The 22,203-nt window shown below is 70.0% G+C and carries 21 protein-coding genes; 16 read left to right on the top strand and 5 right to left on the bottom strand.

The window, feature by feature from the left end; genetic code table 11:
- Positions 1-344 precede the first annotated feature (344 nt).
- Positions 345-2,951 carry an O-antigen ligase family protein gene (locus tag HUA78_RS24910; protein ID WP_174477307.1) on the top strand — a complete coding sequence of 869 codons (2,607 nt, stop codon included), beginning with the start codon at positions 345-347 and terminating at the stop codon, positions 2,949-2,951.
- 17 nt (positions 2,952-2,968) lie between these two features.
- Here the strand turns inward: HUA78_RS24910 and HUA78_RS24905 are convergent, their stop codons facing one another.
- Positions 2,969-3,508: a YbaK/EbsC family protein gene (locus tag HUA78_RS24905; RefSeq protein ID WP_174454564.1), complete on the bottom strand. Its 540-nt coding sequence runs from the start codon at positions 3,506-3,508 to the stop codon at positions 2,969-2,971.
- A 135-nt stretch (positions 3,509-3,643) separates the two neighbouring features.
- On the bottom strand, positions 3,644-4,966 hold the full coding sequence (gene astB, locus HUA78_RS24900; RefSeq protein WP_174477306.1) for an N-succinylarginine dihydrolase: 1,323 nt from the start codon (positions 4,964-4,966) through the stop codon (positions 3,644-3,646).
- 16 nt (positions 4,967-4,982) lie between these two features.
- Here astB and HUA78_RS24895 point away from each other — a divergent pair, with 16 nt between their 5' ends.
- The 8 genes from HUA78_RS24895 (at position 4,983) to hpf (ending at position 12,086) form a co-directional block, all read left to right on the top strand.
- Positions 4,983-5,939, top strand: coding sequence for a lysophospholipid acyltransferase family protein (locus HUA78_RS24895; RefSeq protein ID WP_174454566.1), 957 nt, complete (start codon positions 4,983-4,985; stop codon positions 5,937-5,939).
- A gap of 21 nt (positions 5,940-5,960) precedes the next feature.
- Entirely contained in the window at positions 5,961-6,509 is a 549-nt protein-coding gene (locus HUA78_RS24890; protein WP_174460427.1) for a hypothetical protein, read from the top strand.
- On the top strand, positions 6,502-7,092 hold the full coding sequence (locus tag HUA78_RS24885; RefSeq protein ID WP_141645551.1) for an LptA/OstA family protein: 591 nt from the start codon (positions 6,502-6,504) through the stop codon (positions 7,090-7,092). Before HUA78_RS24890 ends, HUA78_RS24885 begins: the two co-directional genes overlap by 8 nt.
- Positions 7,089-7,832, top strand: a complete 744-nt coding sequence (gene lptB, locus HUA78_RS24880; RefSeq protein ID WP_141645552.1) for an LPS export ABC transporter ATP-binding protein — start codon at positions 7,089-7,091, stop codon at positions 7,830-7,832. Before HUA78_RS24885 ends, lptB begins: the two co-directional genes overlap by 4 nt.
- 247 nt (positions 7,833-8,079) lie before the next feature.
- Positions 8,080-9,597, top strand: a complete 1,518-nt coding sequence (rpoN, locus tag HUA78_RS24875; RefSeq protein WP_141645553.1) for an RNA polymerase factor sigma-54 — start codon at positions 8,080-8,082, stop codon at positions 9,595-9,597.
- 57 nt (positions 9,598-9,654) lie between these two features.
- Positions 9,655-10,302: a GNAT family N-acetyltransferase gene (locus HUA78_RS24870; protein WP_174477305.1), complete on the top strand. Its 648-nt coding sequence runs from the start codon at positions 9,655-9,657 to the stop codon at positions 10,300-10,302.
- Positions 10,303-10,397: 95 nt separating this feature from the next.
- The gene (locus HUA78_RS24865) at positions 10,398-11,165 is read left to right on the top strand and encodes a hypothetical protein (protein WP_174459733.1); all 768 of its coding nucleotides are present in this window, start codon (positions 10,398-10,400) and stop codon (positions 11,163-11,165) included.
- Between the two features lie 249 nt (positions 11,166-11,414).
- On the top strand, positions 11,415-12,086 hold the full coding sequence (hpf, locus tag HUA78_RS24860) for a ribosome hibernation-promoting factor, HPF/YfiA family (protein ID WP_174454571.1): 672 nt from the start codon (positions 11,415-11,417) through the stop codon (positions 12,084-12,086).
- Positions 12,087-12,396: 310 nt separating this feature from the next.
- On the opposite strand, the gene HUA78_RS24855 is transcribed toward hpf, so the two are convergent.
- Positions 12,397-13,014 (bottom strand): hypothetical protein, encoded by a 618-nt coding sequence (locus tag HUA78_RS24855; RefSeq protein WP_174454572.1) that lies wholly within the window; start codon positions 13,012-13,014, stop codon positions 12,397-12,399.
- Positions 13,015-13,255: 241 nt separating this feature from the next.
- Here HUA78_RS24855 and HUA78_RS24850 point away from each other — a divergent pair, with 241 nt between their 5' ends.
- Both HUA78_RS24850 and HUA78_RS24845 read left to right on the top strand, forming a co-directional pair.
- Positions 13,256-13,717 carry a PTS sugar transporter subunit IIA gene (locus HUA78_RS24850; RefSeq protein ID WP_174454573.1) on the top strand — a complete coding sequence of 154 codons (462 nt, stop codon included), beginning with the start codon at positions 13,256-13,258 and terminating at the stop codon, positions 13,715-13,717.
- 27 nt (positions 13,718-13,744) lie between these two features.
- Positions 13,745-14,590 carry a hypothetical protein gene (locus tag HUA78_RS24845; RefSeq protein ID WP_141645559.1) on the top strand — a complete coding sequence of 282 codons (846 nt, stop codon included), beginning with the start codon at positions 13,745-13,747 and terminating at the stop codon, positions 14,588-14,590.
- Here HUA78_RS24845 and dtd read toward each other — a convergent pair.
- Entirely contained in the window at positions 14,587-15,054 is a 468-nt protein-coding gene (dtd, locus tag HUA78_RS24840; RefSeq protein ID WP_141645560.1) for a D-aminoacyl-tRNA deacylase, read from the bottom strand. The two genes, HUA78_RS24845 and dtd, sit on opposite strands and share 4 nt — an antisense overlap.
- Before the next feature lie 226 nt (positions 15,055-15,280).
- On the opposite strand from dtd, the gene dacB reads away from it, so the two are divergent.
- Together dacB and HUA78_RS24830 are read left to right on the top strand one after the other, a co-directional pair.
- Positions 15,281-17,566, top strand: a complete 2,286-nt coding sequence (gene dacB, locus HUA78_RS24835; protein WP_141645561.1) for a D-alanyl-D-alanine carboxypeptidase/D-alanyl-D-alanine-endopeptidase — start codon at positions 15,281-15,283, stop codon at positions 17,564-17,566.
- 231 nt (positions 17,567-17,797) lie between these two features.
- Positions 17,798-18,304, top strand: coding sequence for a single-stranded DNA-binding protein (locus HUA78_RS24830; protein ID WP_141645562.1), 507 nt, complete (start codon positions 17,798-17,800; stop codon positions 18,302-18,304).
- A gap of 135 nt (positions 18,305-18,439) precedes the next feature.
- Here HUA78_RS24830 and HUA78_RS24825 read toward each other — a convergent pair whose 3' ends face one another.
- A complete protein-coding gene (locus HUA78_RS24825) occupies positions 18,440-19,117 on the bottom strand; it encodes a succinate dehydrogenase (RefSeq protein WP_141645563.1) in 678 nt (225 codons plus the stop codon).
- Positions 19,118-19,379: 262 nt separating this feature from the next.
- On the opposite strand from HUA78_RS24825, the gene HUA78_RS24820 reads away from it, so the two are divergent.
- The 3 genes from HUA78_RS24820 (at position 19,380) to HUA78_RS24810 (ending at position 22,202) form a co-directional block, all read left to right on the top strand.
- Positions 19,380-20,273 (top strand): Hsp33 family molecular chaperone HslO, encoded by an 894-nt coding sequence (locus tag HUA78_RS24820; RefSeq protein ID WP_174477304.1) that lies wholly within the window; start codon positions 19,380-19,382, stop codon positions 20,271-20,273.
- Between the two features lie 34 nt (positions 20,274-20,307).
- Positions 20,308-21,339, top strand: coding sequence for a Glu/Leu/Phe/Val dehydrogenase dimerization domain-containing protein (locus HUA78_RS24815; protein ID WP_141648593.1), 1,032 nt, complete (start codon positions 20,308-20,310; stop codon positions 21,337-21,339).
- A gap of 119 nt (positions 21,340-21,458) precedes the next feature.
- Positions 21,459-22,202 carry a phosphoribosyltransferase gene (locus HUA78_RS24810; protein ID WP_141648592.1) on the top strand — a complete coding sequence of 248 codons (744 nt, stop codon included), beginning with the start codon at positions 21,459-21,461 and terminating at the stop codon, positions 22,200-22,202.
- Position 22,203 lies beyond the last annotated feature (1 nt).

Here is a 22,203-nt window from a genome sequence, read left to right as displayed (position 1 = left end):
CCCGGGCGTGCATGAACGGATGCCGGACAGGCCCGCTCGCTCGTCCTGACTCCCGGGCCTGGGAGGGCCGGCGAGCCGAGGGGCCCCTGCGTCCCGAGGGCAGCGCGGATTTCAACGCCTGACAGAGGGGGCTGGTTCTCCCCCTGGTGCCACCTGACGCCCGCGCCGGTCCTCGACAGCGCCCGAGATGCGGGCCTCGACCGGTGGACCCGCGAGCCCTGTGAGGAATGTGGCCGGGGGCCCACGGGCTTCGAGCTTGCCGGCTCTGTCAGCCGCCGAGCGGGAACCCGGGACGGAAAGAAGAGGCCTCCGAGGCTCGTGTCATACTCTCCGCCCCGCTCCGAATGGCCCCCTCGCATCGCAGCTGCTCCCGGTACACCCGGCTCGCCGAAGTGGCCCTGGCCACTCTTGTCGTGGTGTGTCCGCTGGCGCTCGGCGGCGCGGCGCGGTGGGTGGCCTGGCCGCTGATGGGGCTCGCGGGCGCGGCGGCGCTGCTCGCGGGAATCGGGGCCCGGCGCCAGGGCCAGTCGCTGCGTGTTCCCCTACTGGCCGTGCCCCTGGCGGCGAGCGTGGTGCTGTGCGCGGTGCAACTCGTCCCCCTGCCGGAGGGGGTGCTGCGCGTGCTGAGTCCGGAGGCCGCCGCGCTGCGCGAGTTCGCGCTGGAGCCGCTGGGCCTCACGGGCGCGCGGCCAGTGTCGTTGGACTCCTCGGCCACGTGGCGCGAGCTGTCCAAGCACCTCGCATATCTCATGACCTTCCTCGCCGCGGTCCAGGTGTGTCGGGCCCGGGACAGCCGTCGGCGCCTGCTCGCGGTGGTGGCCTTCAGTGGCGCGGCGGTGGTTGTCGTCGGCCTGGGACATGCGCTGCTCGGCATGCACTCCCTCTTCGGGATGATGCCCTGGGTGCATGCGCGGCCCCCGCTGGTGACGTTCTTCGCCAACCCCAACCACCTCGCGGGCTTCCTCGGGCTCGCGGCCTCGGTGGGCGTGGGGCTGGCCCTCACCACGCGGCCTCGCTCGAAAGCGCTGCCCTTCGCGCTGGCGGCGGGCGCCAGTGGCCTGGGGGTGCTGCTGTCGCTCTCGCGCGGGGGCATCGCCTTCTTCCTCTTCGGACAGGCGCTGTTGATGCTGTGGCTGGTGCGTCAGCGCCGCGAGGGCGGCGCGCCCCGGTGGGCCCGGAGCACCGCCGCCCTGCTGGGTCTGCTGGCGGTGCTGGCGGTGGGCGCCTACGTCGCGGCGGACTCGCTGTGGGCCGAGGCACGCTCCGCGAACAGCATCGAGAAGCTGAGTCAGTCCAAGGTGGCGCTGTGGCCGATGATGGCGCAAGCCGCGCGAGCCTTCCCCGTGCTGGGCATGGGGCGCGGCGCGTTCGAGGCGGTCTTCCCTCGCTACCAGTCCGAGCCCAACCCGAACACGCTCACGCATCCGGAGAACGCGGTGCTCCAGGCTGCGACGGAGCTGGGCCTCCCAGGGCTGTTGCTGCTGGCCGTGGCGCTCTGGGGCTTCGTGCGGCTGGTGCGCCGCGAGGACCTGGATGCGCTGGAGCTGGCGGTGCTTTCGGGCGTGGCGGCGCTGGGGCTGCATAACCTCTTCGACTTCAGTTGGGAGCTGCCGGCCTGCGCGGTGGCCACGCTGCTCGTGCTGGGCGCGGTGGCCCGGCCTCGGGAGCGCGGCAGGGCAACGGAGGGAGCGCGGCAGGGACTGACGCCATCGCCGGTGTTGCTGGGCGCAAGCGTCGCGCTGACGGTTTTGGGGTTGCTGGCGCTCGTGCCGGGGGCGCACCGTCTGGCGGACGCGGAGGCGGAGCTGGCGGCGCTCGTCAGTGCCCGAGCGCCCGTGGACGTGGTGCACGCCAAGGGCCTGGAGCTCATCGCCCGGCACCCCTCGGACTATCTGCTGTATCGGCTGGTGGCTTCGGCCCATGCCTCGCGCGGAGGTGAAGGCGCGGGGGACACGCTGGCCTTCGTCAATCGCGCGCTGTACCTGGCCCCTCGGGATGCCGTGTCCCATCGAGTCGCTGGGCGCGCGTTGCTGGCCCTGGGCCGCCGCTCGCAAGGCTTCCTGGAGTACCGGCTGGCGCACGAGGCGGGTGATGCCGGTGCGCTCCTGGGAGAAGCGGTGCGCCGGGCGCATTCGGTGGAAGAGCTGGCGACGATGACGCCGGACTCGCCGGAGGTGGCGGGCCGACTCATGGACGCGCTGAGCAACACGCCCGGGCGTCAGGAACTGGCGCTGGCCTACGGGGCCTGGGCCCGGGAGCACTTCGAGGGACGGCACGGCGTGACGGAGCTGTGGACGCGCGAGGCGCGGCTGCGCCTGCTGCGCAAGGAGCTGCTGGAAGCGGAGGCCGCCTGCGCGCAGGTCGAGCGTCGTGAGCCGGAGCGACTGGACACCGCGCTGTTGCGCGCGGAGGTGCTCAAGGGCCGGGGCGAACTCGACGCCTCGCTCGGGGTCGTGGAGGCGCTGCGGGCCCGTCACCCGGGAAACGTGGAGCTGGCCTTCACCCTGGCCTCCTGGCAGTTGGAGGCGGGGCTGACGCGGCGCGCTCGCGAGACGCTCCAGTCGGTGGGCGGCCTCATCTCGGACTACCGCCAGCGGGCGCGGATGCTGTCGATGGAGGCGGACGGCCTGGAGCGTGAGGGGCTGCTGTCTCGCGCGGTGGAGCGACGACAGACGGCGGCGCGGCTGGTGCCGAGCGCGGAGGGGTACTTCGCGGTGGCGCGGTTGCAGGAGTCACTGCGTCGCTATGACGCCGCGGCGCGCTCCGTGCGCGAGGGGCTGGGATTGCTACCGCCCGACTCCCGCGAGGCCGCGCGGGCGTGGATGACGCGCCTGGAGTCCGCCGAGCGCACCCGGGTGGACACCCGTCGCAAGGAGTTGATGGACGACCCGAGGGCCCAGGAGCTGGAGCACCTGTTGGGAGGGCCGAGAGAGCCGCCCGTGGAGCCCTAGCGTCCACGGACGGCGCGTCATGCGGGCATCGGTGCTTCCTGCTCCATCAGCAGCGGAGTGATGGGAGTCACCGACGGGACGGGTTGCTGCAGTCCCTCGTGGATGAAGGAGGCCACCAGCGGCCACTCCAGCGTGGCGAAGTCCTGGAAGCGCATCTCCAGGGCCTCTTCGTGAGAGCCCGCGCGGATGAGCAGGTGCTCCGTCAGGCTGAGCGTCTCGTCCACCGCGACCGGGAGCCCATACAGCTCGCCGAAGGGCGGCTCGGCCCCCAGCTCGCAGTCCGGGAAGTGCTCGGAGAACTCCCGCTCCGTGGCGAGCCTCGCCGTGCGACAGCCCAGAAGCTCCTGGACGCGCGCCAGGTCCACGGTGCCCGCGGCGGGCACGACGAAAATCCAGGGCTGTCGGTCCGCCATGACGATGACGGACTTGGCCACGCGCCAACCCGAGACATGGAGCGCCTGGGCCAGCTCCTGCGCGGTGACCGCACGCGGGTGCCAGTAGCGCTCATAGAGGACACGGTTGTGTTGCAGATAGTGCTGGATGGATGCCGGAATCACGAAGCGTCACCTCCTTGATGGAAAGGTGCTCACCCCGACGGTTCCGACCACCACACCCCACGCCCCTCGGCACCATGGCCGTCCGAGGGGCGCCCGCCGACTCGTCGCTGGAGCAGGCGAGCGGGCTTCCGCCCCTCACTGCTGGAAGTCGTAGACGCTTCCCAGCTTGAGGATGCGCGTGAGCTCATCCAGCGCGGTCATCGTCTCGCGCGCCAGCTGCGGGTCCTGCAGGTCGCGCGGGCGCAGCACCTCGCGGTAGTGGCGGCGCACCCATGCGGCCAGGGACTCGTGCAGGGCGGGCGTGTAGAAGACGTCGGCGTCGATGGCCCGGCGCTCGGTGTCCGTCAGCCACACGCGCTGGCGCAGGCACGCGGGGCCTCCGCCGTTGTTCATGGACTGGCGCACGTCCAGGTAGTGCACGGCCTTCACCGGGGTGTCCTCGGCGAGGATGCGCTCCAGGAAGCCGCGCGCGGCGGGCGTCTCGCGGCTCTCCACCGGGGCCACAATCGCCATCGTCCCATCCGGCAGCGTCAGCACCTGCGAGTTGAACGGGTACGCCTTCACCGCGTCCTTGGGCGGCAGCTCCGCGCTGCTGGCCACCACCGCGCGGAAGTCCGACCCCAGCTTCTCGCGCAGCACCTGGAGCAGGCCCGGGTAATCCACGAACGCCAGCTCGTGCAGCATGAGGAAGCGCTCGTTGCCCACCGCGAGCACGTCCGTGTGGAAGGCGCCCGCGTCGATGCCATCCGGGTGTTGCTGCGGGAAGAGCACGCAGCGCGCGTCCAACTGGTGCAGCCGCGCCAGCGCCTGGCTCGACTCCAGCGTCTGCCGGGCGGGGAAGCGCTTGGGGCCGGGGACGTCCTGCCACGCGCTGCGCCCCCAGGCGAGCAGGTGCACGCCCGCGTGTCCCGGAGTGGCCAGCCGTGTGTGGTTGGCCGCGCCCTCGTCCGCGAAGTGGCTGCCGGGCGGCAGCGGCGCATGCACCGCGAAGTGCTTCTCGTTGGCGAAGATGGCGCGCAGCACCGAGTGCGTCGTCTCCGCCTCCAGCGCGCGGTGGAACATCTGCGACAGGTTGGCGGGCGTCAGGTGGACGCGCCCGTCGGCCGTGTCCGTGCTCGGCGCCACGGTGGCGGCGTTGGCCGTCCACATGGAGGAAGCGCTGGAGGTGAGCCGCAGCAGGTGCTCGCCCTCGCGCGCGGCGCGGGTGATGACCTCCTCGTCCGTGCCGGTGAAGCCCAGGGCGCGCAGGGCGCGCAGCGAGGGGCGCGGCTGGGGAGGCAGCACCGCCTGGCCCACCCCCAGGCTGGAGACGAAGCGCATCTTCTCCAGGCCTTGGAGCGCGGCTTCGCGGGGATGGCTCGGCTCTCCGACATGGCTCTGCGACGCCAGGTTACCGGGCGACAGGCCAGCGTAGTTGTGAGTAGGACCGACGAGCCCGTCGAAGTTGTATTCGCGCATGGGGTATGGAGCGACTGTGGAGCATCCCCCCTTAGCAAAGCGCCTGAAACGTTTCCTCCGGTACCTGCTCATCCGCAGCGTCCTGTTGTGCCTTCAACCCCTCCCCCTGGGTTGGGCCCGGGCCCTGGGCTTCCGCCTGGGCGGACTTGCCTACACGCTGGCCGGTGGGGAGCGTCGCAAGGCCTTGAAGTCCCTGACCGTGGCCTTCCCGGAAAAGTCCGACGCGGAGCGGCAGGCCCTGGGCCGCGCCTCCTTCCGGCACCTGGGCGCCGCGGCGCTGGAGGTGGCCTGTACGGGCGCCCTGGACCGGGGGCTGGAAGAGCTGGTGGCCTGGCCGGACGCAGACCGGGCCGTGCTGGACGCGGCCCTGGCGAAGGGCAAGGGCGTGGTCTTCATCACCGGCCACGTGGGCAACTGGGAGCTGCTCGCCCGCCGGGTGGCCCGCGCGGGCTACCCCAGCCAGAGCATCGCGAAGGAGACCACCGACCCCCGGCTCACCGTGTTGGTGGAGCGCTTCCGGGCGCGGGGCGGGGTGCGCAGCATCTGGCGCGGCCAGGACGGGGCGGCGCGGGCCATGCTGCGCGCGCTGCGTGCCGGGGAAATCCTGGGCCTGCTCATCGACCAGGACACGAAGGTGCAGTCGCTCTTCGTGCCCTTCTTCGGGGAGCTGGCGGCCACGCCCCGCGCGCCGGCGGACCTGGCGGTGCGCACGGGCGCGGCGGTGGTGACGGGCTTCTGCCACCGCGTGGAGGGTGGGGGCTACCGGCTGTCGATGGAGGAGGTGCCCGTGCCCGTGAGCGAGGACCGCGAAGTCGCGGCGCTGGAGCTCACCCAGGCCCTGTCCGCGCGCATCGAAGCGGCCATCCGGCGCACCCCCGAGCAGTGGGTGTGGATGCACCAGCGCTGGAAGACGCGCCCTCCGGTGGCCCCCCAACCCGTGCTCGCCGAGGCGGCGCACGCCACCGCCCGGTGATAGAAGGCACCCGTGCCGCGCCTGTCCGTCCGACTCCTCGCCGCCTGCCTGCTCGTCGCCGCGTGCTCTCCGCGCCGCCCGGCGGAGGCGCCCCCACAGCAGCCTCCGCCCCAGGTGGTGCTCCATGGGGCCCGCCTGATGTCCTACGAGGGCGAGCGCCTCACGCTGTCGGGTGAGGCCGAGCAGTTGACGTACCAGCGCGCGGGGGGCGACGTGCAGGCCTCCAACGCGACGCTGCGCATCCCCCCGGGCAGCGCCGAGGAGGGCATGTCGGTGGGCACCGCCGCGGGCATGGACATCAGCGCCCCGAATATGGAGGGCAGCCTCGCGTCCAAGCAGCTGGTGGCCTCCGGAGGCGTGGTGGTGCGCACGGGTGAAGGCATGGTGGTGAACACGCCCCGGTTGACCTACGACGCCATCCAGAAGGGCGCGCATGGCAACGAGGGCGTGCAGGTGCGAGGGCCGGCGTACCGGTTGCGGGCGGACCGTTTCTCACTGTCCTTCCCGGATGAGACATTCAACTTCGAAGGCTCGGTGGAGACCGTGCTGGGAGCGGCTGAGCGTGATTGAGTTCCTCGTGATGGCCTTCTTCGTGGCGCAGCCCCTGCCCGCGGCCGCGGCCACGCCCGTCGATGGCGGGACGCCTCCGGTGGCCGATGCCGGCACCGCGAGTCCAAGCCCGAACCCGCTGGGCCCGGTGGACCTGAAGGAGCCGGTTCAAATCAACGCCGACCTCATCGAGGGCGGCAAGTCGCAGGCGACGCTCACCGGCAACGTGAAGGTGAAGCACCGCACCCTGGATTTGAAGTGCGACCGGATGATTGCCTACTTCGCGGAGACACGCGTGGTGACGCGCGTGGTGTGTACGGGCGGAGTGCATGCGGTGGATGGCGACCGCATGGCCCGGGGTGAGCGCGCCGAGTACGACGTGGCCAGCGGAGTCCTGGTCGTCACGGGCACGCCCGAGGCGCGCCAGGGGACGACGTACATGCGCGGGACGAAGGTGCGCCTCACGTTGGGGAGCGAGCGGCTCGACGTGGAGAACGCCGTCATCATCTTCGAGTCCCCGCCGTCGGCCCCCGCGCCCGCCCGGCGGAAGGCCGCGCCCGCTCGCACGACGCCCGCGCAGCCGCAGGAGGCGAAGCCGCGATGAGCGACGGGAAGCTGCACGCCGATGGCCTGAAGAAGGCCTATCGCGGGCGCCAGGTCGTCAACGGCGTCTCCTTCACCGTGGCCCCGGGCGAAGTGGTGGGCCTCTTGGGCCCCAACGGCGCCGGCAAGACGACGAGCTTCAACATGGTGGTGGGCCTGGTGACGCCCGACGCGGGCCGCGTGCGCGTGGGCGACGAGGACCTCACGCACCTGCCCATGCACCGCCGCGCCCGCCGGGGCGTGGGCTATCTGCCCCAGGAAGCCTCCGTCTTCCGCAAGCTCACCGTGCGCGACAACTTCCTGTCCGTGCTGGAGCTCCAGAAGGGCCTGGACAAGCGCGCCCGCGAGACACGCGCCAACGCCATCCTGGAGGAGTTCGGCCTCACCCACGTCTCCGAGTCCCTGGGCGGCACCCTTTCCGGTGGCGAGCGCCGCCGCGCGGAGATTGCCCGGAGCCTGTTGCCCGAGCCCCGCTTCATCCTCTTCGACGAGCCCTTCGCCGGCGTGGACCCCATCAACGTCGGTGATTTGCAGCGGCAGATATTCCTGCTCCGGGAGCGCGGACTGGGCGTCCTCATCACCGACCACAACGTCCAGGACACCCTGGGCATCTGCGATCGCGCCTACATCATCACACAGGGGCAGATCCTCGAAGAGGGGACACCCGCCGAGATTGCCGCCTCTCCCCGGGCCCGAGCCGTCTACCTGGGAGAACGGTTCCGTCTCCAGCAGCCCTTGTGAGGACGACTGGCCTTCGGCCAACCGAATGCATAGACTGCGTTGGCCCCGCTTTTGCGTCGACAGGTCAACACGGCCGAGTCACGCCCAGTGCGTGTAAGCTCTTGGTTTCCTTGTGGAATTTTGAATATGCAAGCAAGGGACCACGATTGCGCCACTAGACGTCGTCAGGGTGCCTTGTTACGTTGGCACGGTCTTTGATTGGTCCCGTGTTGTGTAGGGACTGAATCACTCGGGGAGACCCTGTCTCATGGCGATGGAACTCAAACAAAGCCTGAAGCTTGCGCAGCAGCTGGTGATGACGCCCCAGCTGCAGCAGGCCATCAAGCTGCTTCAGCTCTCCCGCATGGAGCTGTTGGAGCAGGTCCGCGAGGAGATGGATCAGAATCCACTCCTGGAGCAGCCGGACGAGCAGGCACCGGGCGACGTGGGGGACAAGGAGCCCGGGGAAGCGTCGCTGGAGGCGGACAACGTCGAGATGCCGCGCGACGGGGACATGCCGGCGGCCACGAGCGACACGGCCACGGAGTTCAAGGCGGACGGCGACGGCCCCCCGGAAATCGACTGGGAGGCGTACCTCAACAGCTACCAGTTCAACGAGCAGACCACCGCCTCCAACAAGGGGAACGTGGCCACGGACGACCTGCCGTCGTTCGAGGCCAACCTCGTCAAGAAGGAGGACCTGGTCGACCAGCTCCAGGAGCAGCTCGGCACGCTGCGCCTGAACGACGCCGAGCGCCGCGTCGCCATGCTCATCCTCGGCAACCTGGATGACGACGGCTACCTGAAGCTGCCGGACGTGGAGGGCGACCCGCTCATCCGCCTGTGCAACGAGGCGGACGTGCCCATGCACGTGGCCGAGCGCACCCTGCGGCGCATCCAGATGCTGGAGCCCCGGGGCTGCGGCGCGCGTGATTTGCAGGAGTGCCTGCTTATCCAGCTGCAGGGGATGAAGGAGCCGCACGCGCCGCTCCTGGGCCTCATCATCAAGCGGCACATGAAGTACCTGGAGAGCAAGAACCTGCCGGCCATCGCCAAGGACCTGAAGGTCACCTTGGAAGAGGTGGTGGAGGCGGTGAAGCTGCTCCCCAAGCTGGACCCCAAGCCGGGCCGCAACTTCAGCGGCGACGACGCGCAGTACATCACCCCCGACGTGTTCGTTTACAAGATGGGGGAAGAGTACACGGTGGTGCTCAACGATGACGGCCTGTCCAAGCTGCGCATCTCCGGCACCTATCGGAACGCGCTGAAGACGGGCGCGGTGGGCCCTGGCCAGACGAAGGACTTCATCCAGGACAAGCTGCGCAGCGCGGTGTGGCTCATCCGCTCCATCCACCAGCGGCAGCGGACCATCTACAAAGTCACCGAGAGCATCGTGAAGTTCCAGAAGGACTTCCTGGACAAGGGCATCGCGCACTTGAAGCCGCTCATCCTCCGGGACGTGGCCGAGGACATCGGCATGCACGAGTCCACGGTGAGCCGCGTGACGACGAGCAAGTACGTGCACACGCCGCAGGGCATCTTCGAGCTGAAGTACTTCTTCAACTCGTCCATCTCCCGCGTGTCCGGCGAGGACACCGCGAGCGAGGCGGTGAAGCACCACATCAAGCAGCTCGTGTCGCAAGAGGACGCGCGCAACCCGTACTCGGACCAGAAGATCGTGGAGCTCCTGCGCTCGCAGGGCACCGAAATCGCGCGCCGCACGGTGGCCAAGTACCGCGAGGTGCTGGGCATCCTCCCGAGCAGCAAGCGCAAGCGGTACTACTGAGCCCGCGACAAGTGGCTCTTTCCCCCGGCTCTCCGGGGGATGAGATTCAGGGGCGCCATGAGCGCCCCTTTTTCTTTCCCCTCCGATGCCGCCGCCCCTCGCCGGGCGCTTCTGCCCCTCGTCGTGCCGCCCGTCGTCCTGGAGGGGCGCACGGTGCGCCTGGAGCCCATGGCGCTCGAGCACGCCCCGGCCCTGGCCGCGCTGTGCGAGGACGACATCTTCACCCACTTCTCGGTGGTGCTGCGCACCCAGGAGGACGTGGAGCGCTACATCACCCGGGCGCTCGGGGCGGCGGAGCGGGGCACGGAACGCCCGTTCGTCATCGTGGAGCGCGAGACGGGGGAGGTCCTGGGCACCACCAGCTACCTGGACATCCAGCGAGAGCACCGGACGCTGGAGATTGGCTGGACGTGGCTGGGCCGCCGGGCGTGGCGCACGCGCGTGAATACCGAGTGCAAGTACCTGCTGCTGTGCCTGGCCTTCGAGACGCTCGGAGTCATGCGCGTGCAGCTCAAGACGGACCGGCGCAACGCGCGCTCTCGCGCGGCGATTGAGCGGATGGGCGCGAAGTTCGAGGGCATCCTCCGCAACCACGTCCTGGTGCGCGGCGGGGTGGTGCGCGACAGCGCGTACTACGGCGTCATCGACACGGAGTGGCCGGAAGTGAAAGCTCGGCTGGAGGGCTTCCTCCAGCAAGCGGGCTAGCGGACAGGCGGGCGTGCGCGGGGGTGGGAAAGGTGACGGCCCGGCGCCGTTCTGCTCCCAGTCCTCAGGGGTGGCGGGTATAGGGTGCGGCCTGTATGCACTCTTCCTCTCGTTTCCCTGGTGGCGCGGTATCGGGAGTCCTTGTCGCGCTCGGACTGCTGGCGGGCTGTGGTGACTCCCTCACCACCGAGTCGGTGGACCTCGTGGCGCTCGCGGACCGCACGCTGACGTACTCGCACGCGGACGTGGACCTGTTCGAAGTGGAGCAGGCCCCGGGCTCCCACCGCGTCACCGTGACATTTTCCCAGGCGGGTGGAGACCGCTGCACCCGCCTGAATGACGGCGCCACCGCGACGTTCAACGGCCAGGCCATGCTCCTGGAGCAGGGCGGCGTCGATGCCACGGCGGGCCGCGACGTGTGCCTGCCCACGCGGGTCTTCTACGAGTTCGACCCCGATGCCTGGGCGGCGATGGGCCCGACGGACGCGCGCGTCGTCATCCAGGATGCGAGCCACACCGTCGTCCTCACGATGAAGGAGGGCCAGGCGAAGCGCTCCTTCACGGGGCCGACGATGCGACTGCTGCGGGGACAGACGTACTCGTTCCAGTGGAACCCGACGACCGAGTCGCTCAACGCCGCCGCCGCCACGCTCCTGCCCGAGGGCGGCACCGTCACCGCGGGGATGGCCGTCACGCGCGAGGGGGGAAAAATCACCTTCACCGTGCCCGGCCAGCTGGGCGCGGCCACGCATCTCTTGACCTTGAGCGGCACCGTCCAGGGCGAGGTGGTGGAGTGCCAGGGAGTGGCTGCCTGCAGGGGCACCTACTTCCACTCGCAGGAGCAGGTGGTTTCGGTGCAGTGAGCAGGCTGCTCGCCTGAGCCCGTGTCTCACGATACCCGGCTTGAGACACACGGCGTGGCGCAGCGCGTGATTCCGAGGGGTTGAAGAGTCTGGTGCCCCGCATGAATGCGGGCCAGCGACGCCGGGTTGTCAGCCCCCGGACGCGTGGTGCGCTCGGGAAGAGGCAACGTGGGGAGACGGGTTGCTTTCCCGAGGTCAGAAGTTTCTGATCTGTCACGCAGCTCCCCTCACCCTAGGAGGCAGCCACGCATGCAGTTCAACATCACCTTCCGTCAGTTCGGGGCGTCGGATTCCCTTAAAGAATACGCACGCGAGAAGGTCGAGCGGGTGAACAAGCTGTTGGACAGAGCAGGAGAGGCACACGTCGTCTTGTCACTGGAGCGTTACCTCCACCACGCGGACATCACCATCCAATCCGGCGCCTGGGTGCTGCGCGGGCGGGAGAAGAGCGATGACATGTACGCGTCCATCGACCTGGCGATGGACAAAATCGAGCGCCAGCTGCGCCGCTACCGCGACAAGCTGAAGATGCATCACGGTCGAGATCGCGTCCATCACCGCCAGGACCTGGTGAACAGCCTGAAGGTGCGTCACGCCGTCTTCGAGGTGCCAGAAGCGGAGGAGCTGGCCGTCATCGCCGCGACGTCCACGTCGGAGCCGTCCACGACGACGAAGGCCGCGGACCCCGTGGACACGGCCGCCAGCGCCGCGACGCGCGTGGTGCGCGCCACCCAGCTCACCGTCAAGCAGCTGTCGGTGGATGAGGCGGTGATGCAGATGAACCTCATGGACAACGACTTCTACGTCTTCCACAACGTGGAGTCGGACGCGCTGGGCATCGTCTACCGGCGCAAGGATGGCCAGTACGGCCTCATTGAACCCCACGAGCCGCCGGCCCTGGCCGTCGCCGCGGGGACCTGAGCCCGCCCGCCGTCACAGTCCGGTCTGGAAGAGTCGCGCTCCGCCACCCCCCTCGAGGAGGCGGAGCGCGAACACCCCCGTCCGGTGTGGGACGGGGGCGTTGCCGTTCCTTCATGGATGCCGCATCCAGTGCCCGTGGTCGGCCACGTGCACCAGTGTCCCCCCAGCCACCCGGAATGGCGGCTGGCGCATCCATCGCCAGGAACGACGGCGCGCTCGGCGCATATCGGTCCGAAAAAAGACGGCGCGCTCCACCTCTCCCCCGAAAGGTGGACCGCGCCCGGTGGGGCCTGCTGGGCCGAGGCCCCCTTCAGTAGAACTTCTTGCAGGAGTCGGCCTTCTGCTCGTTGCGCGCGTCGCCGCCCGACAGGCTGGAGATGGTCATCGAGGTCGTGACGAGGGGCGCCCGGGTGTTGACGAGCGCCAGCGTCATCAGCGCGGCCCGCTCGCCCAGGGGGCGCTGGTGGAGCGTCGCGGGGAAGGCCAGGGTGACGTCCTTCTCCAGCGCGCTGCCGCACTCGCGCACCCCCGTCAGGGTGTCACCCTCGCGCTTCAGGACGTAGGCGCAGGGCCCCACGCGTCCGTGCAGGTACGTGCCGTCCTCCGTGAGGTCCACCGTCATTCCGCCGAAGGTGCCCCAGACGCGGGTGTCATCCCCCTCCGCCAGCTCCAGCCGAGTCGCCCGGTAGCCCACCGAGCCCGTCATCTTCTGGTAGTCCCATTCGAGCGACACGGGGTCGCGACGGTAGCGGCCGTGCATGGCGTTCTCGGTGATGCTCAGCGTGGAGCTGGGCCCGGTGATGGCGCCGCCTTCCAGGCGCAGGGACTCCTCGGCGGCGTCTCCCAGGGCCACGCCCCGCGCGGTGGTGGCGCAGCCGGTGGTCAGCGCCGAGATGAGGACAAGGCTCGAGCACAGCGTTCGCTTCATGGCGGTCGCTCTCTTCCTGATTCAGTTTCAGTGTGGAGGGTTCACGACGGAAAACGGTCGCCTGGGCGGCGCATATCGCCCCAGGGGACGACCGGGGAGGGTGGCCTGGGGGCGACCCAAGGCCCCCAGGGCCCTGATGCGCAGTGAGCGGCCGTGGGGCCAGGACGACAGGCGACCCTTGCGCGAATCGAGGGTGAGGAGTAATTGCCGCCATCTCAGGAGCGCCAGCGCGGGAGCGTCAGTGAGAATCGCCGAGTTCCTCAGCCCCCAAGCCGTCATCGCGGACATGCAGTCGCGGACGAAGCCGGAGGTGTTGCGCGAGCTGAGCGCCACGTTGGTGCGAGCCCACCCCCTGCTTCAGGAAGACCGGCTGGTGGAGGTGCTGCGCGAGCGCGAGAAGCTGGGCAGCACCGGCATCGGCGAGGGCGTGGCCATCCCCCACGGCAAGCTGCCGGGCATGACGCAGCTCCAGGCGGCCTTCGGCGTGTCCCGGGCGGGCGTGGACTTCGAGGCCATCGACGGGAAGGCCACCCACCTGTTCTTCGCGCTGGTGGCCCCCGAGAACAGCGCGGGCGTGCACCTCAAGGCGCTGGCCCGCATCTCCCGCCTCTTCAAGAATCCCCGCTTCCGGGCCTCCATCCTGGAAGCGCCCACGGCCGCGGACATCCACGCGCTCATCATCCAGGAAGACGCACGGCCCTGAAGTGCCGTGTCCCAACGGGGGGACCCCATGGACGTGGTGTTGCGGCCCATCAACGACCGGTTCTTCCACGAGCAGGTGCTCCCGTTCCTCTCGCGCGCCATGGGCGACGCGAGCGGGGCCCTGGAGTCGCTGCTGGAGACGCTGGGGGACGGGCAGGCGCGGATGCTGTGCGAGCGGATGCTGGCCACGGCGGTGCCCGGGGGCCTGGGCTCCGTGGACGCCGACCCCTGGTCGGACCTGGTGGACCGGCTCGCCTTCCTTCCCTGGAAGGAGGGCCCCACGGGCTGGGAGGTGGGCGCGCAGCACGCCGGCTACGCGGACGCCTGGGACGAGGCGCTGCACCTGTCGCTGATGCTGGAGGAGCCCAACTACCCGTATTGGGACTCGAAGGGCGCCCGCGAGGTGCGCGACGGCTTCCGCTTCAGGCCCCTGGCGGACATGGGGCTGGCCTCGCTCCTGGCGGGACACTGGGACCCGTTCCCGGAGTTCCCTCCGGACCGCGTCTTCGTCACCCAGGGCCGGGGCGAGTATTTCCCCACCGAGCGCTTCGCCTTCGCCGACTGGGCCTGGCGCCCGGCCCGCGCGGTGGCGCACTGGCAGGTGAACCTGCCGCGCAAGCTGGAGCGGCTCATCGCCCGCGAGCAGGAGCGCATGAGGCTGCCGTCGCTGCCGGAGAAGGACGAGGTGCTCGGCTACTGGCTGGGCAAGCTGCCTCAGCCTCCGCCGCTGACCGTCGCCTTCTCCGGGCTGGGGCCGCGCGCGGCCAGCTGGATTCGGGAGCTGGGCGCGCTCACCACGCACATCCGCCAGGCGGCGATGGCCAGGCAGGGCCTGGCCGCGCTTGTCACCAAGGGCAGCACCGTCCGCGTCTAGGGTCTGGGTGGCGCCGGAGCCGGAACCGGGCTGTCCAGGATGAGGGTGACAGGCCCGTCGTTGACGAGCGCGACCTTCATGTCGGCCGCGAAGATGCCGGTGCCCACGGTGAGGCCGCGCTGGCGGAGGCCCTCGCAGGCGCGCTCGTACAGGGCCTTGGCGACGGCGGGCTCCATGGCGTCGATGAAGCTGGGGCGCCGGCCCTTGCGCGCGTCTCCGTAGAGGGTGAACTGGCTGACGACGATGAGCTGACGGGAGGTGTCCTCCAGGGACAGGTTCATCTTCCCGGCGGCGTCCTCGAAGATTCGCAAGCTGGCGAGTTTCTCCACCATCCACGCGACGTCCGCTTCCGTATCGCCCTTGCCCACGCCCAGGAGCACCAGCAGGCCGGGGCCCATGTCACTCACCCGTTGCCCGTCCACCGTCACCGAGGCCTCCAGCACCCGCTGCACCACCGCTCTCATCGAAGTTTCCTCCAGGGCTGTCAGGGGCACCCCTCATGATGCGCCCAGGCTTTATCGGCATCTTGGGCGCTGAGAGGACCGCAGTGAAAAGAAGTCCACATGTGAGGGGTGCCAATTTCCACTTGGCGGTAGAGCGAGCGCCCAACCGTGGACTCCCGCACCCCCTCTCCCTTGCCGTGCTTTCGCGCCCTTCCCCATAATGGCCGCCGACTTCCCCGGAGCGTGCGTGCAGGTTCTTCGAGCCAGACACCTCTTGGCCGCGACGGCCATCGTTTCCCTGCTGCTTCCATACGGCGCCGTCGCGGCGCCGCCTTCCTCCGCCGAGAAGCGCGCGGACCGCGAAGCCCTGCGGACCGCCTTGCTCGAAGTGCTCCAACGCGCCCCGCTCAAGGTGAGCCGGGTGGGCGTGCACATGCAGAGCCTTGATGACGGCACGGTGGTGTTCACCCACAACGCGGACGAGCTGCTCAACCCGGCGTCGAACGTGAAGCTCGTCACGTCCGCGGCGGCGCTGGCGACGCTCGGGCCGGAGTTCCGCTACGACACGGAGTTCCTCGTCGAGCCGGAGCTGCCCGCGGACGGCAAGGTGAAGACGCTCTACGTGCGCGGCAAGGGTGATCCGTCCATCACGACCGAGCGCCTGTGGGGCGTGGTGTCGGAGCTGTGGCACTCGGGTCTGCGCGAGGTGGGGGACATCGTCGTGGACGACTCCTGGTTCGACGCCGAGCGCACGCCGCCCGGGTATGACCAGGAGGACTCGGACCGGGCCTATATGGCGCCCACCGGCGCGCTGAGCCTCAACTGGAACGCGGTGGCCATCTTCCTGCGCCCTGGCGCGAGCCCCGGCGCCAAGGGCACCGTGGAGATGGAGCCGCCGAGCGACTACTTCATCGTGGACAACCAGCTGTCCACCGGCGCGCGGCGCGCGCGGCGCGTCTCCGTGACGTCGGACCCGTCCGGCGCCCAGCAGAAAATCGTCGTGCGCGGGCAGGTGCCGGCCGAGCGCGGCGGGGCCGTCAGCGTCTGGAAGAAGATCGACAACCCTCCCATGTACTTCGGCCAGACGCTCAAGCAGCTGTTGAGCACGCGGGGCATGAAGGTGAAGGGCCGGGTGAAGGTGGGCCTGACGCCGTCCAAGGCGCGCACGGTGCACGTGGCCCAGTCGGACACGTTCGACGTGCTGCTCAAGCGCCTCAACAAGCTCTCCAGCAACTTCGTCGCCGAGCAGCTGCTCAAGACGATGGGCGCGGAAGGGCGAGGCCAGCCGGGCTCCTTCACCAAGGGCGTGGAGGTGGTGGAGCAGTTCCTGGAGCGCGACGTGGGCATCTCCCGCGGCACATACGTGATGAAGAACGGCAGCGGCCTGAACGACGCGAACCGCTTCTCCGCAGCCCAGCTCAACAAGCTGCTCCGTCACATGTCCATCCGCTTCCCCTTCGCGCCGGAGTACCTGTCCTCGGTGCCCATCGCCGGCAAGGACGGCACGTTGAAGTACCGCTTCGAGGGCAGCGACGCGGTGGGCAAGCTGCGCGCGAAGACAGGCACGCTGGAGGGCGTCTCCGCGCTGAGCGGCTACGTGACGAGCGCGGGCGGTGAGCGCTTCTCCTTCTCCATGATGGTGAACGACTTCGCCGGCCGTGCCGGGCCCATCGTCGCGGGCCTGGATGCGCTGGGCGCGGCGGTGGCGGCCACTGGCTCCAGCCTGGGGCCTTCCAGCGCGGTGGCTTCCCTGGCGGACGGGGGCAAGCCGTCGGGCGCCATCGACGACGTGGCCGCCCGCATCAAGACGTACCTGGACCTGGGCCGGCAGAGGGACCAGCGCAACCTGGGCTTCCTGCGCACGGCGTGGCGCAGCGAGAGAGACCCGGCGGTGCGCGCGGTGCTGGCGGAGAGCCTCTACCAGTCCAACCCGCATGACTACCTGGGCGCGCGCACGCTCCTGGACAGCTACTCGGCGGGCAACGACGTGTATGGCCGGCTGAGGGAAGTGGCGCGGGTGTTGTCCGTGGAGGTGCCCGGCGTCACCAGCATGGTGGAGCTGGCGGCGGGCGGTAACACGGAGGCGCTGGCCCGGGTGCTGGAGCTCGCGGGCGCCACGGGTGTGGATGCCCAGGCGCAGGCGGAGATGTCCGTCGCGCTGGGCGAGGTGGCTCGCACGGCGCCGGAGGAGCTGGTGGTGGCGCTGCGCGCGTCTTCGCCGGCGGACCGTGAGGCGGCCTCGACGCTGCTGGCCCGCGCGCTGGTGCAGGCGGGGCAGGCGGACCATCCCTTCTGGAAGTCGCTGCGCCGGCTGCAGGGCGCGGCGGACCCCCAGGTGGCCGCCTTCTCCAAGGGGCTGGACTCCACGCTGTCGCAGAAGGTGGCGGAGGCCAAGGCGCCCCGTCCGTCCGAGGGCGGCGCTCCGGTGCAGGTGGTGGCGCCGGCGGGAGGCGCCTCGTCTCCTACGCCCCCTCGTTCCACGGGCAGTGCCCCTGATGCGTCGCGCACCGCGGAGACGCGTCCGGGCGGGTAGCACCCGGTGGGCGGGTGCCACCTCCCAGGTGGTGCCCTCCCGCACCTTTCCACCGTCGCCTCCCTGCCTGCGGGGCCGCCGTCCGGGCGGGCCCGGGGCCCGGGGTCCGCCTTCTGGAAATGTCAGGCCGCACTGCTATACGTCGGAGGCAACCTGCCAGGGCTGATGCTCGGCGGGCAGTTTCCCCGCCGTGGTGGTGGGGAACTCGACGGAAAGACAGAGGGAGCAGTCATGGCTGGAGGCGTGAACAAGGTCATCCTCATCGGCAACCTGGGTGCGGACCCCGAAGTGCGGTTCACCCCGGGCGGTCAGGCGGTCGCGAACTTCCGCATCGCCACCAGCGAGAGCTGGCAGGACAAGAACGGCCAGAAGCAGGAGCGGACCGAGTGGCACCGCATCGTCGTCTGGGGAAAGCTCGCGGAGCTCTGCGGCGAGTACTTGAAGAAGGGACGGCAGTGCTACGTCGAGGGCCGCCTGCAGACTCGCGAGTGGATGGATAAGGAGAACCGGAAGAACTACACCACGGAAGTCGTGGCCAACGCGGTGACGTTCCTGGGCGGTCGTGACGCCGGGGAAGGCGCGGGTGGCGGTGGTGGGGGTCGCCGGCAGTCTGGTGGTGGCGGGCAGCCGCGCGGCATGGACAACAACGACTACGGCCAGCCGCCTCCGATGGATGACGGCATGGGCGGTCCCTCCGGCGGTGGCGGCGGCAACAACGAGGACGACATCCCGTTCTGAGCGCCGCCCGTCGCGCGGCACTCCAGAAACGAACCGGCCGCTCCCCAGAAAGACTTGGGGGCGGCCGGTGTGCTTTTCAGGGCTGGAACGACGGGAGCGGGTGCGCCCGCGCGAGGGGCTTCCCGCTCCGGAGCTTTACGAGCCCGAGGGGCCGAAGGCGGCGCCCGCGGTGTAGAGCGCGTAGATGACGCTCCAGCTCATCGCCGTCAGCAGCAGGAAGAGGATGATGGAGACGGGCTCGAAGCGGCGCATGGCGCGCTCGCTGCCCAAGAGGCCCCAGCCCATGGCGAAGCCCTGGAGGCCGTTGGCCAGGTGGTACGCGGTGCCCAGCGTGCCCAGCAGGTAGACGATGAGCGTGGGGCCGTGGAAGCGCATCTCCCGGGCGATGTCGGAGAACGCCTCCGGGTGTCCCGCCACCAGCCGGGGCTGCAGGAAGGCCAGCCAGATGTGCGCGCCGAGGAAGGCGAGCACGCCCAGGGCGCTCACGCGCTGGAGGATGAACTTGAAGTTGCCGTAGTTGTTGTACCGGTTGTTGTTCGGCCGGAAGCTGAAGAGCCGGACCAGGCCCCAGCCGGTGTGGAACAGCAGCGGCAGCATGACGATGATGAACGTCAGGGCCTGCGAGTACGGGTTGGCGTACGTGGTGACGGACTTCTCCCACGCGGCCGCGCCGTTGAACGCGGAGAGGTTGTCCCACAGGTGGTTGACGACCCAGAACGTCAGGGGCACCACCGCGAGGAACGAGCCCAGGCGGGACTTGAGGAGCGGAGTCTTCGTTGAAACGGCGTCGGCTGTGGCGGCCTGGGTGCTCATCGGGTCTCCAGCGATGGCGCGCGGGCAAGTGGCCGCGCCCCAAGTCAAAGTCGGGTGACTGTCGGAGGGCGGTTTATAACCGTTCCGGCCAGGACGCTGGATTTCTTCCGCCTCCCCGCATGGCAGCCGTCGCGCATGGAGGCATAAGCCTGGCCTTATGCGTCACCCTGGGTGGCCCTGCTGCCGGGCCGGCATGCGACGGGGCGTCCGCCTTCCGACGTTGGCGGGCACGAAGGGCTCGGGCACGCTAAGTCGCTCTGCCATGTCCGATGAGCTCGTCAGTGGATTGCTGAAGAAGTCCGATGTGCGCGTGGTGCTGGCGCTCACCACGGACCTGTCCCGCCAGGCCCGCGCCACCCACCACACCGCCCCCGCCGCCGCGGCGCTGCTGTCCCAGGCGCTCACCGCCGCCGCCCTCCTGGGCGCGCTCCAGAAGGGCGACTCCCGCGTCAACCTCCAGGTGGAGTGTGACGGGCCGCTGCGGGGCCTCTTCGTGGACGGCGACACGTCCGGCCTCGTGCGGGGCTACGTGAAGAACACCCTCGTGGAGTACGTGGGTGGTGGCGGCGACCAGTACCTCTGGCGCCCCGTGCTGGGGAACAAGGGCTTCCTGTCCGTGCTGCGGGATTTGGGCGGAGGCGAGCACTACCGCTCGTCGGTGGAGCTGGAGCACTTCGACCTCGCCGCCGACCTGGAGCGCTACTTCCATCAGTCGGATCAGCTCCCCTCGCGCCTGGTGCTGGCGCAGCTGCCGGCCCAGGTCGACGGCAAGACGGAGTCCCTGGGCGTGGTGGCCGGCCTGCTCATCCAGCCCCTGCCCGGCGCGGACCTGGAGGCCTTCCAGGCGCTCGGTGAGCGGCTGCGTCATGCCGCCCCGTCGGTGCTCCTGGCGCACGCGGCGTCGGGTGGGGCCGCCGTGTTGCGCGCACTGTTGCCGGAGGCGGACTTCGAGGTGATGTCCCGCTATCCGCTGCGCTTCGGCTGCTCGTGCAGCGAGGACCGCGTGAAGCGCGCGCTGCTCGCGATGGGACGCGAGGAGCTGCAGGACCTCCTGGAGAAAGAAGGGCAAGCGGAAGCAACGTGTCAATTCTGTACGACGCGCTATGTCATTCCAGGAGAGGAAATTCGAAGCATGCTGGCGAGCGGCACGGTTTGACTTGGGTGCGTGGCCTCGGTAGAGGCCGCGCGCCATGAGTTACTTCACGCAATTGCTCGAGGGCGGCTACGAAGCCGTCCATCTGCTCAGCGACTCCCGGACGGGCCTGAGGGCCATCGTCGGAATGCACAACACGCGGCTCGGTCCCGGGCTGGGGGGTACGCGCGCGTTGGCGACGTACACCAGCGAGGAGGAGGCCGTCGCGGACGCGCTCCGGCTGGCGCGAGGCATGACCTACAAGGCGGCGCTGGCGGGCCTGCCGCACGGCGGTGGCAAGGCCGTCATCATGCTGCCGCGCGGCAACTTCGACCGGGCGAAGCTGTTCGAGTCCTTTGGTCGCGCGGTGGAGTCGCTCGGCGGCCGCTACATCACCACCGAGGACAGCGGCACCAGCACGGACGACATGGAGCACGTGCGCAAGCACACGAAGAATGTCGTCGGCCTGAAGGAGCGCAGCGGAGACCCGTCGCCGGTGACGGCGTACGGCGTGGCGCGCGCGATGGAGGCCACGGCGAAGCACGTCTTCGGCCGGCCGGACCTCAAGGGGCTGCGCGTCACGGTGCTGGGCGTGGGCCACGTGGGCATGTACCTGGTGAAGGAGCTGCACGAGCGCGGCGCGAAGGTCTGGGTGAGCGACATCAACGCCCAGAGCGTGGCGCACGCGGTGAAGGAGTACGGCGCCACGGCGGTGGACGCGGACACCCTGCACCGCATGGAGGCGGACGTGTACGCGCCCTGCGCGCTGGGCGGCGCCATCAACGACGCCACGCTGCCGCTCTTGAAGGTGAAGGCGGTGTGTGGAGCGGCGAACAATCAGCTGCTCACCATGCGACACGGCGAGCAGCTCGCCAGCCGGGGCATCCTCTACGTGCCGGACTACGCGGCCAACGCCGGGGGCCTCATCAACGTGGCCCAGGAGTGGGCGGGGTATGACCGGGAGAAGGCGTATGCCCGGGCGGCGAACATCTTCGACACCATCGACACGGTGCTGCGGCGCGCGAAGGAGTCCGGTCTTCGTCCGGAGCAGGTCGCCGACCGGATGGTGGAGGAGAAGCTGGCGGCCTGAGCTGGGCCGGCGCCTCGACGTGTCTTCGGACGCGTCGAGGACGGGGACTTCAGCGGGATGTGGCCAGGGCGCGGTCCTCGGGGTATGACGGGGCCGCACCCCAGCCGGAGCTCACCGCCGTGGCCACCAAGCGGGCAGCGCCCGGGCCCAAGGCCCAGGGCAAGCGCAAGCCCACCGCGAAGTCCTCCTCGAAGAAGACTTCTCCGAAGTCTCGTGTCGCGCCGTCGTCGGCGTCGTTGTCCGCCGCGGAGCGCAAGCAGGCGCAGAAGCTCGTCTCCATTCCCGTGGACCTGGTGTTGGCGCCGCAGGTGGAAGCGCCGCGTCAGCCCACTGGCAAGGACCAGTCGCGCAAGCGCTCCGCGGGCGTGAAGGAGCTGACGTGGGCGGACTTCGACCGCGCCGTGCACCACCTGGCCGACGCCATCCGCAAGACGTTCAAGCCGGAGGCGGTGGTGGGTGTGGCCCACGGCGGCGTCTTCGTCGGGGGCGCGCTGTCCTCGGCGTTGGGCTGCGCGTTCTTCCCGGTGCGCATCAGCCGTCGCAGCCGGGACAGGGGTGACGAGGGGCGTCCGAAGGGCGGGCCCAAGACGAGCGGGGAGATGCCGCGCGAGCTGAAGGGCAAGCGCGTGCTCATCGTCGACGACGTGGCGTCCAGCGGCGACACGCTGTCGCTGGCCACGGCGCTGGCGCGTGAGGCGGGCGCCACCAAGGTGTCGACGGCGTGCCTCATCGCGAAGCCGGAGGGTTTCGCCCCGGACTTCGCCGGGCTGACCACGGGCTCGCTCGTCGTCTTCCCGTGGGACTACGCGCCTGGCGCGGGCGACGCGCGCTTCGAAGAGGACCCGGACAAGGCGGGGGCGTGAG

It is taken from the genome of Myxococcus sp. CA033, assembly GCF_013336625.1.
Lineage (GTDB): Bacteria > Myxococcota > Myxococcia > Myxococcales > Myxococcaceae > Myxococcus > Myxococcus llanfairpwllgwyngyllgogerychwyrndrobwllllantysiliogogogochensis.
This window is presented reverse-complemented; position numbering and strand designations above follow the sequence as displayed.

What these genes read in the sequence shown, in the direction of transcription:
- hpf (WP_174454571.1), top strand. Translation starts at nt 11,415, where the DNA reads ATGCAGTTCAACATCACCTTCCGTCAGTTCGGGGCGTCGGATTCCCTT.
- astB (WP_174477306.1), bottom strand. Translation starts at nt 4,966, where the DNA reads ATGCGCGAATACAACTTCGACGGGCTCGTCGGTCCTACTCACAACTAC.
- HUA78_RS24865 (WP_174459733.1), top strand. Translation starts at nt 10,398, where the DNA reads ATGCACTCTTCCTCTCGTTTCCCTGGTGGCGCGGTATCGGGAGTCCTT.
- HUA78_RS24845 (WP_141645559.1), top strand. Translation starts at nt 13,745, where the DNA reads ATGGACGTGGTGTTGCGGCCCATCAACGACCGGTTCTTCCACGAGCAG.
- dtd (WP_141645560.1), bottom strand. Translation starts at nt 15,054, where the DNA reads ATGAGAGCGGTGGTGCAGCGGGTGCTGGAGGCCTCGGTGACGGTGGAC.
- lptB (WP_141645552.1), top strand. Translation starts at nt 7,089, where the DNA reads ATGAGCGACGGGAAGCTGCACGCCGATGGCCTGAAGAAGGCCTATCGC.
- HUA78_RS24870 (WP_174477305.1), top strand. Translation starts at nt 9,655, where the DNA reads ATGAGCGCCCCTTTTTCTTTCCCCTCCGATGCCGCCGCCCCTCGCCGG.
- HUA78_RS24820 (WP_174477304.1), top strand. Translation starts at nt 19,380, where the DNA reads ATGTCCGATGAGCTCGTCAGTGGATTGCTGAAGAAGTCCGATGTGCGC.
- rpoN (WP_141645553.1), top strand. Translation starts at nt 8,080, where the DNA reads ATGGCGATGGAACTCAAACAAAGCCTGAAGCTTGCGCAGCAGCTGGTG.
- HUA78_RS24815 (WP_141648593.1), top strand. Translation starts at nt 20,308, where the DNA reads ATGAGTTACTTCACGCAATTGCTCGAGGGCGGCTACGAAGCCGTCCAT.
- HUA78_RS24830 (WP_141645562.1), top strand. Translation starts at nt 17,798, where the DNA reads ATGGCTGGAGGCGTGAACAAGGTCATCCTCATCGGCAACCTGGGTGCG.
- HUA78_RS24855 (WP_174454572.1), bottom strand. Translation starts at nt 13,014, where the DNA reads ATGAAGCGAACGCTGTGCTCGAGCCTTGTCCTCATCTCGGCGCTGACC.
- HUA78_RS24910 (WP_174477307.1), top strand. Translation starts at nt 345, where the DNA reads ATGGCCCCCTCGCATCGCAGCTGCTCCCGGTACACCCGGCTCGCCGAA.
- HUA78_RS24825 (WP_141645563.1), bottom strand. Translation starts at nt 19,117, where the DNA reads ATGAGCACCCAGGCCGCCACAGCCGACGCCGTTTCAACGAAGACTCCG.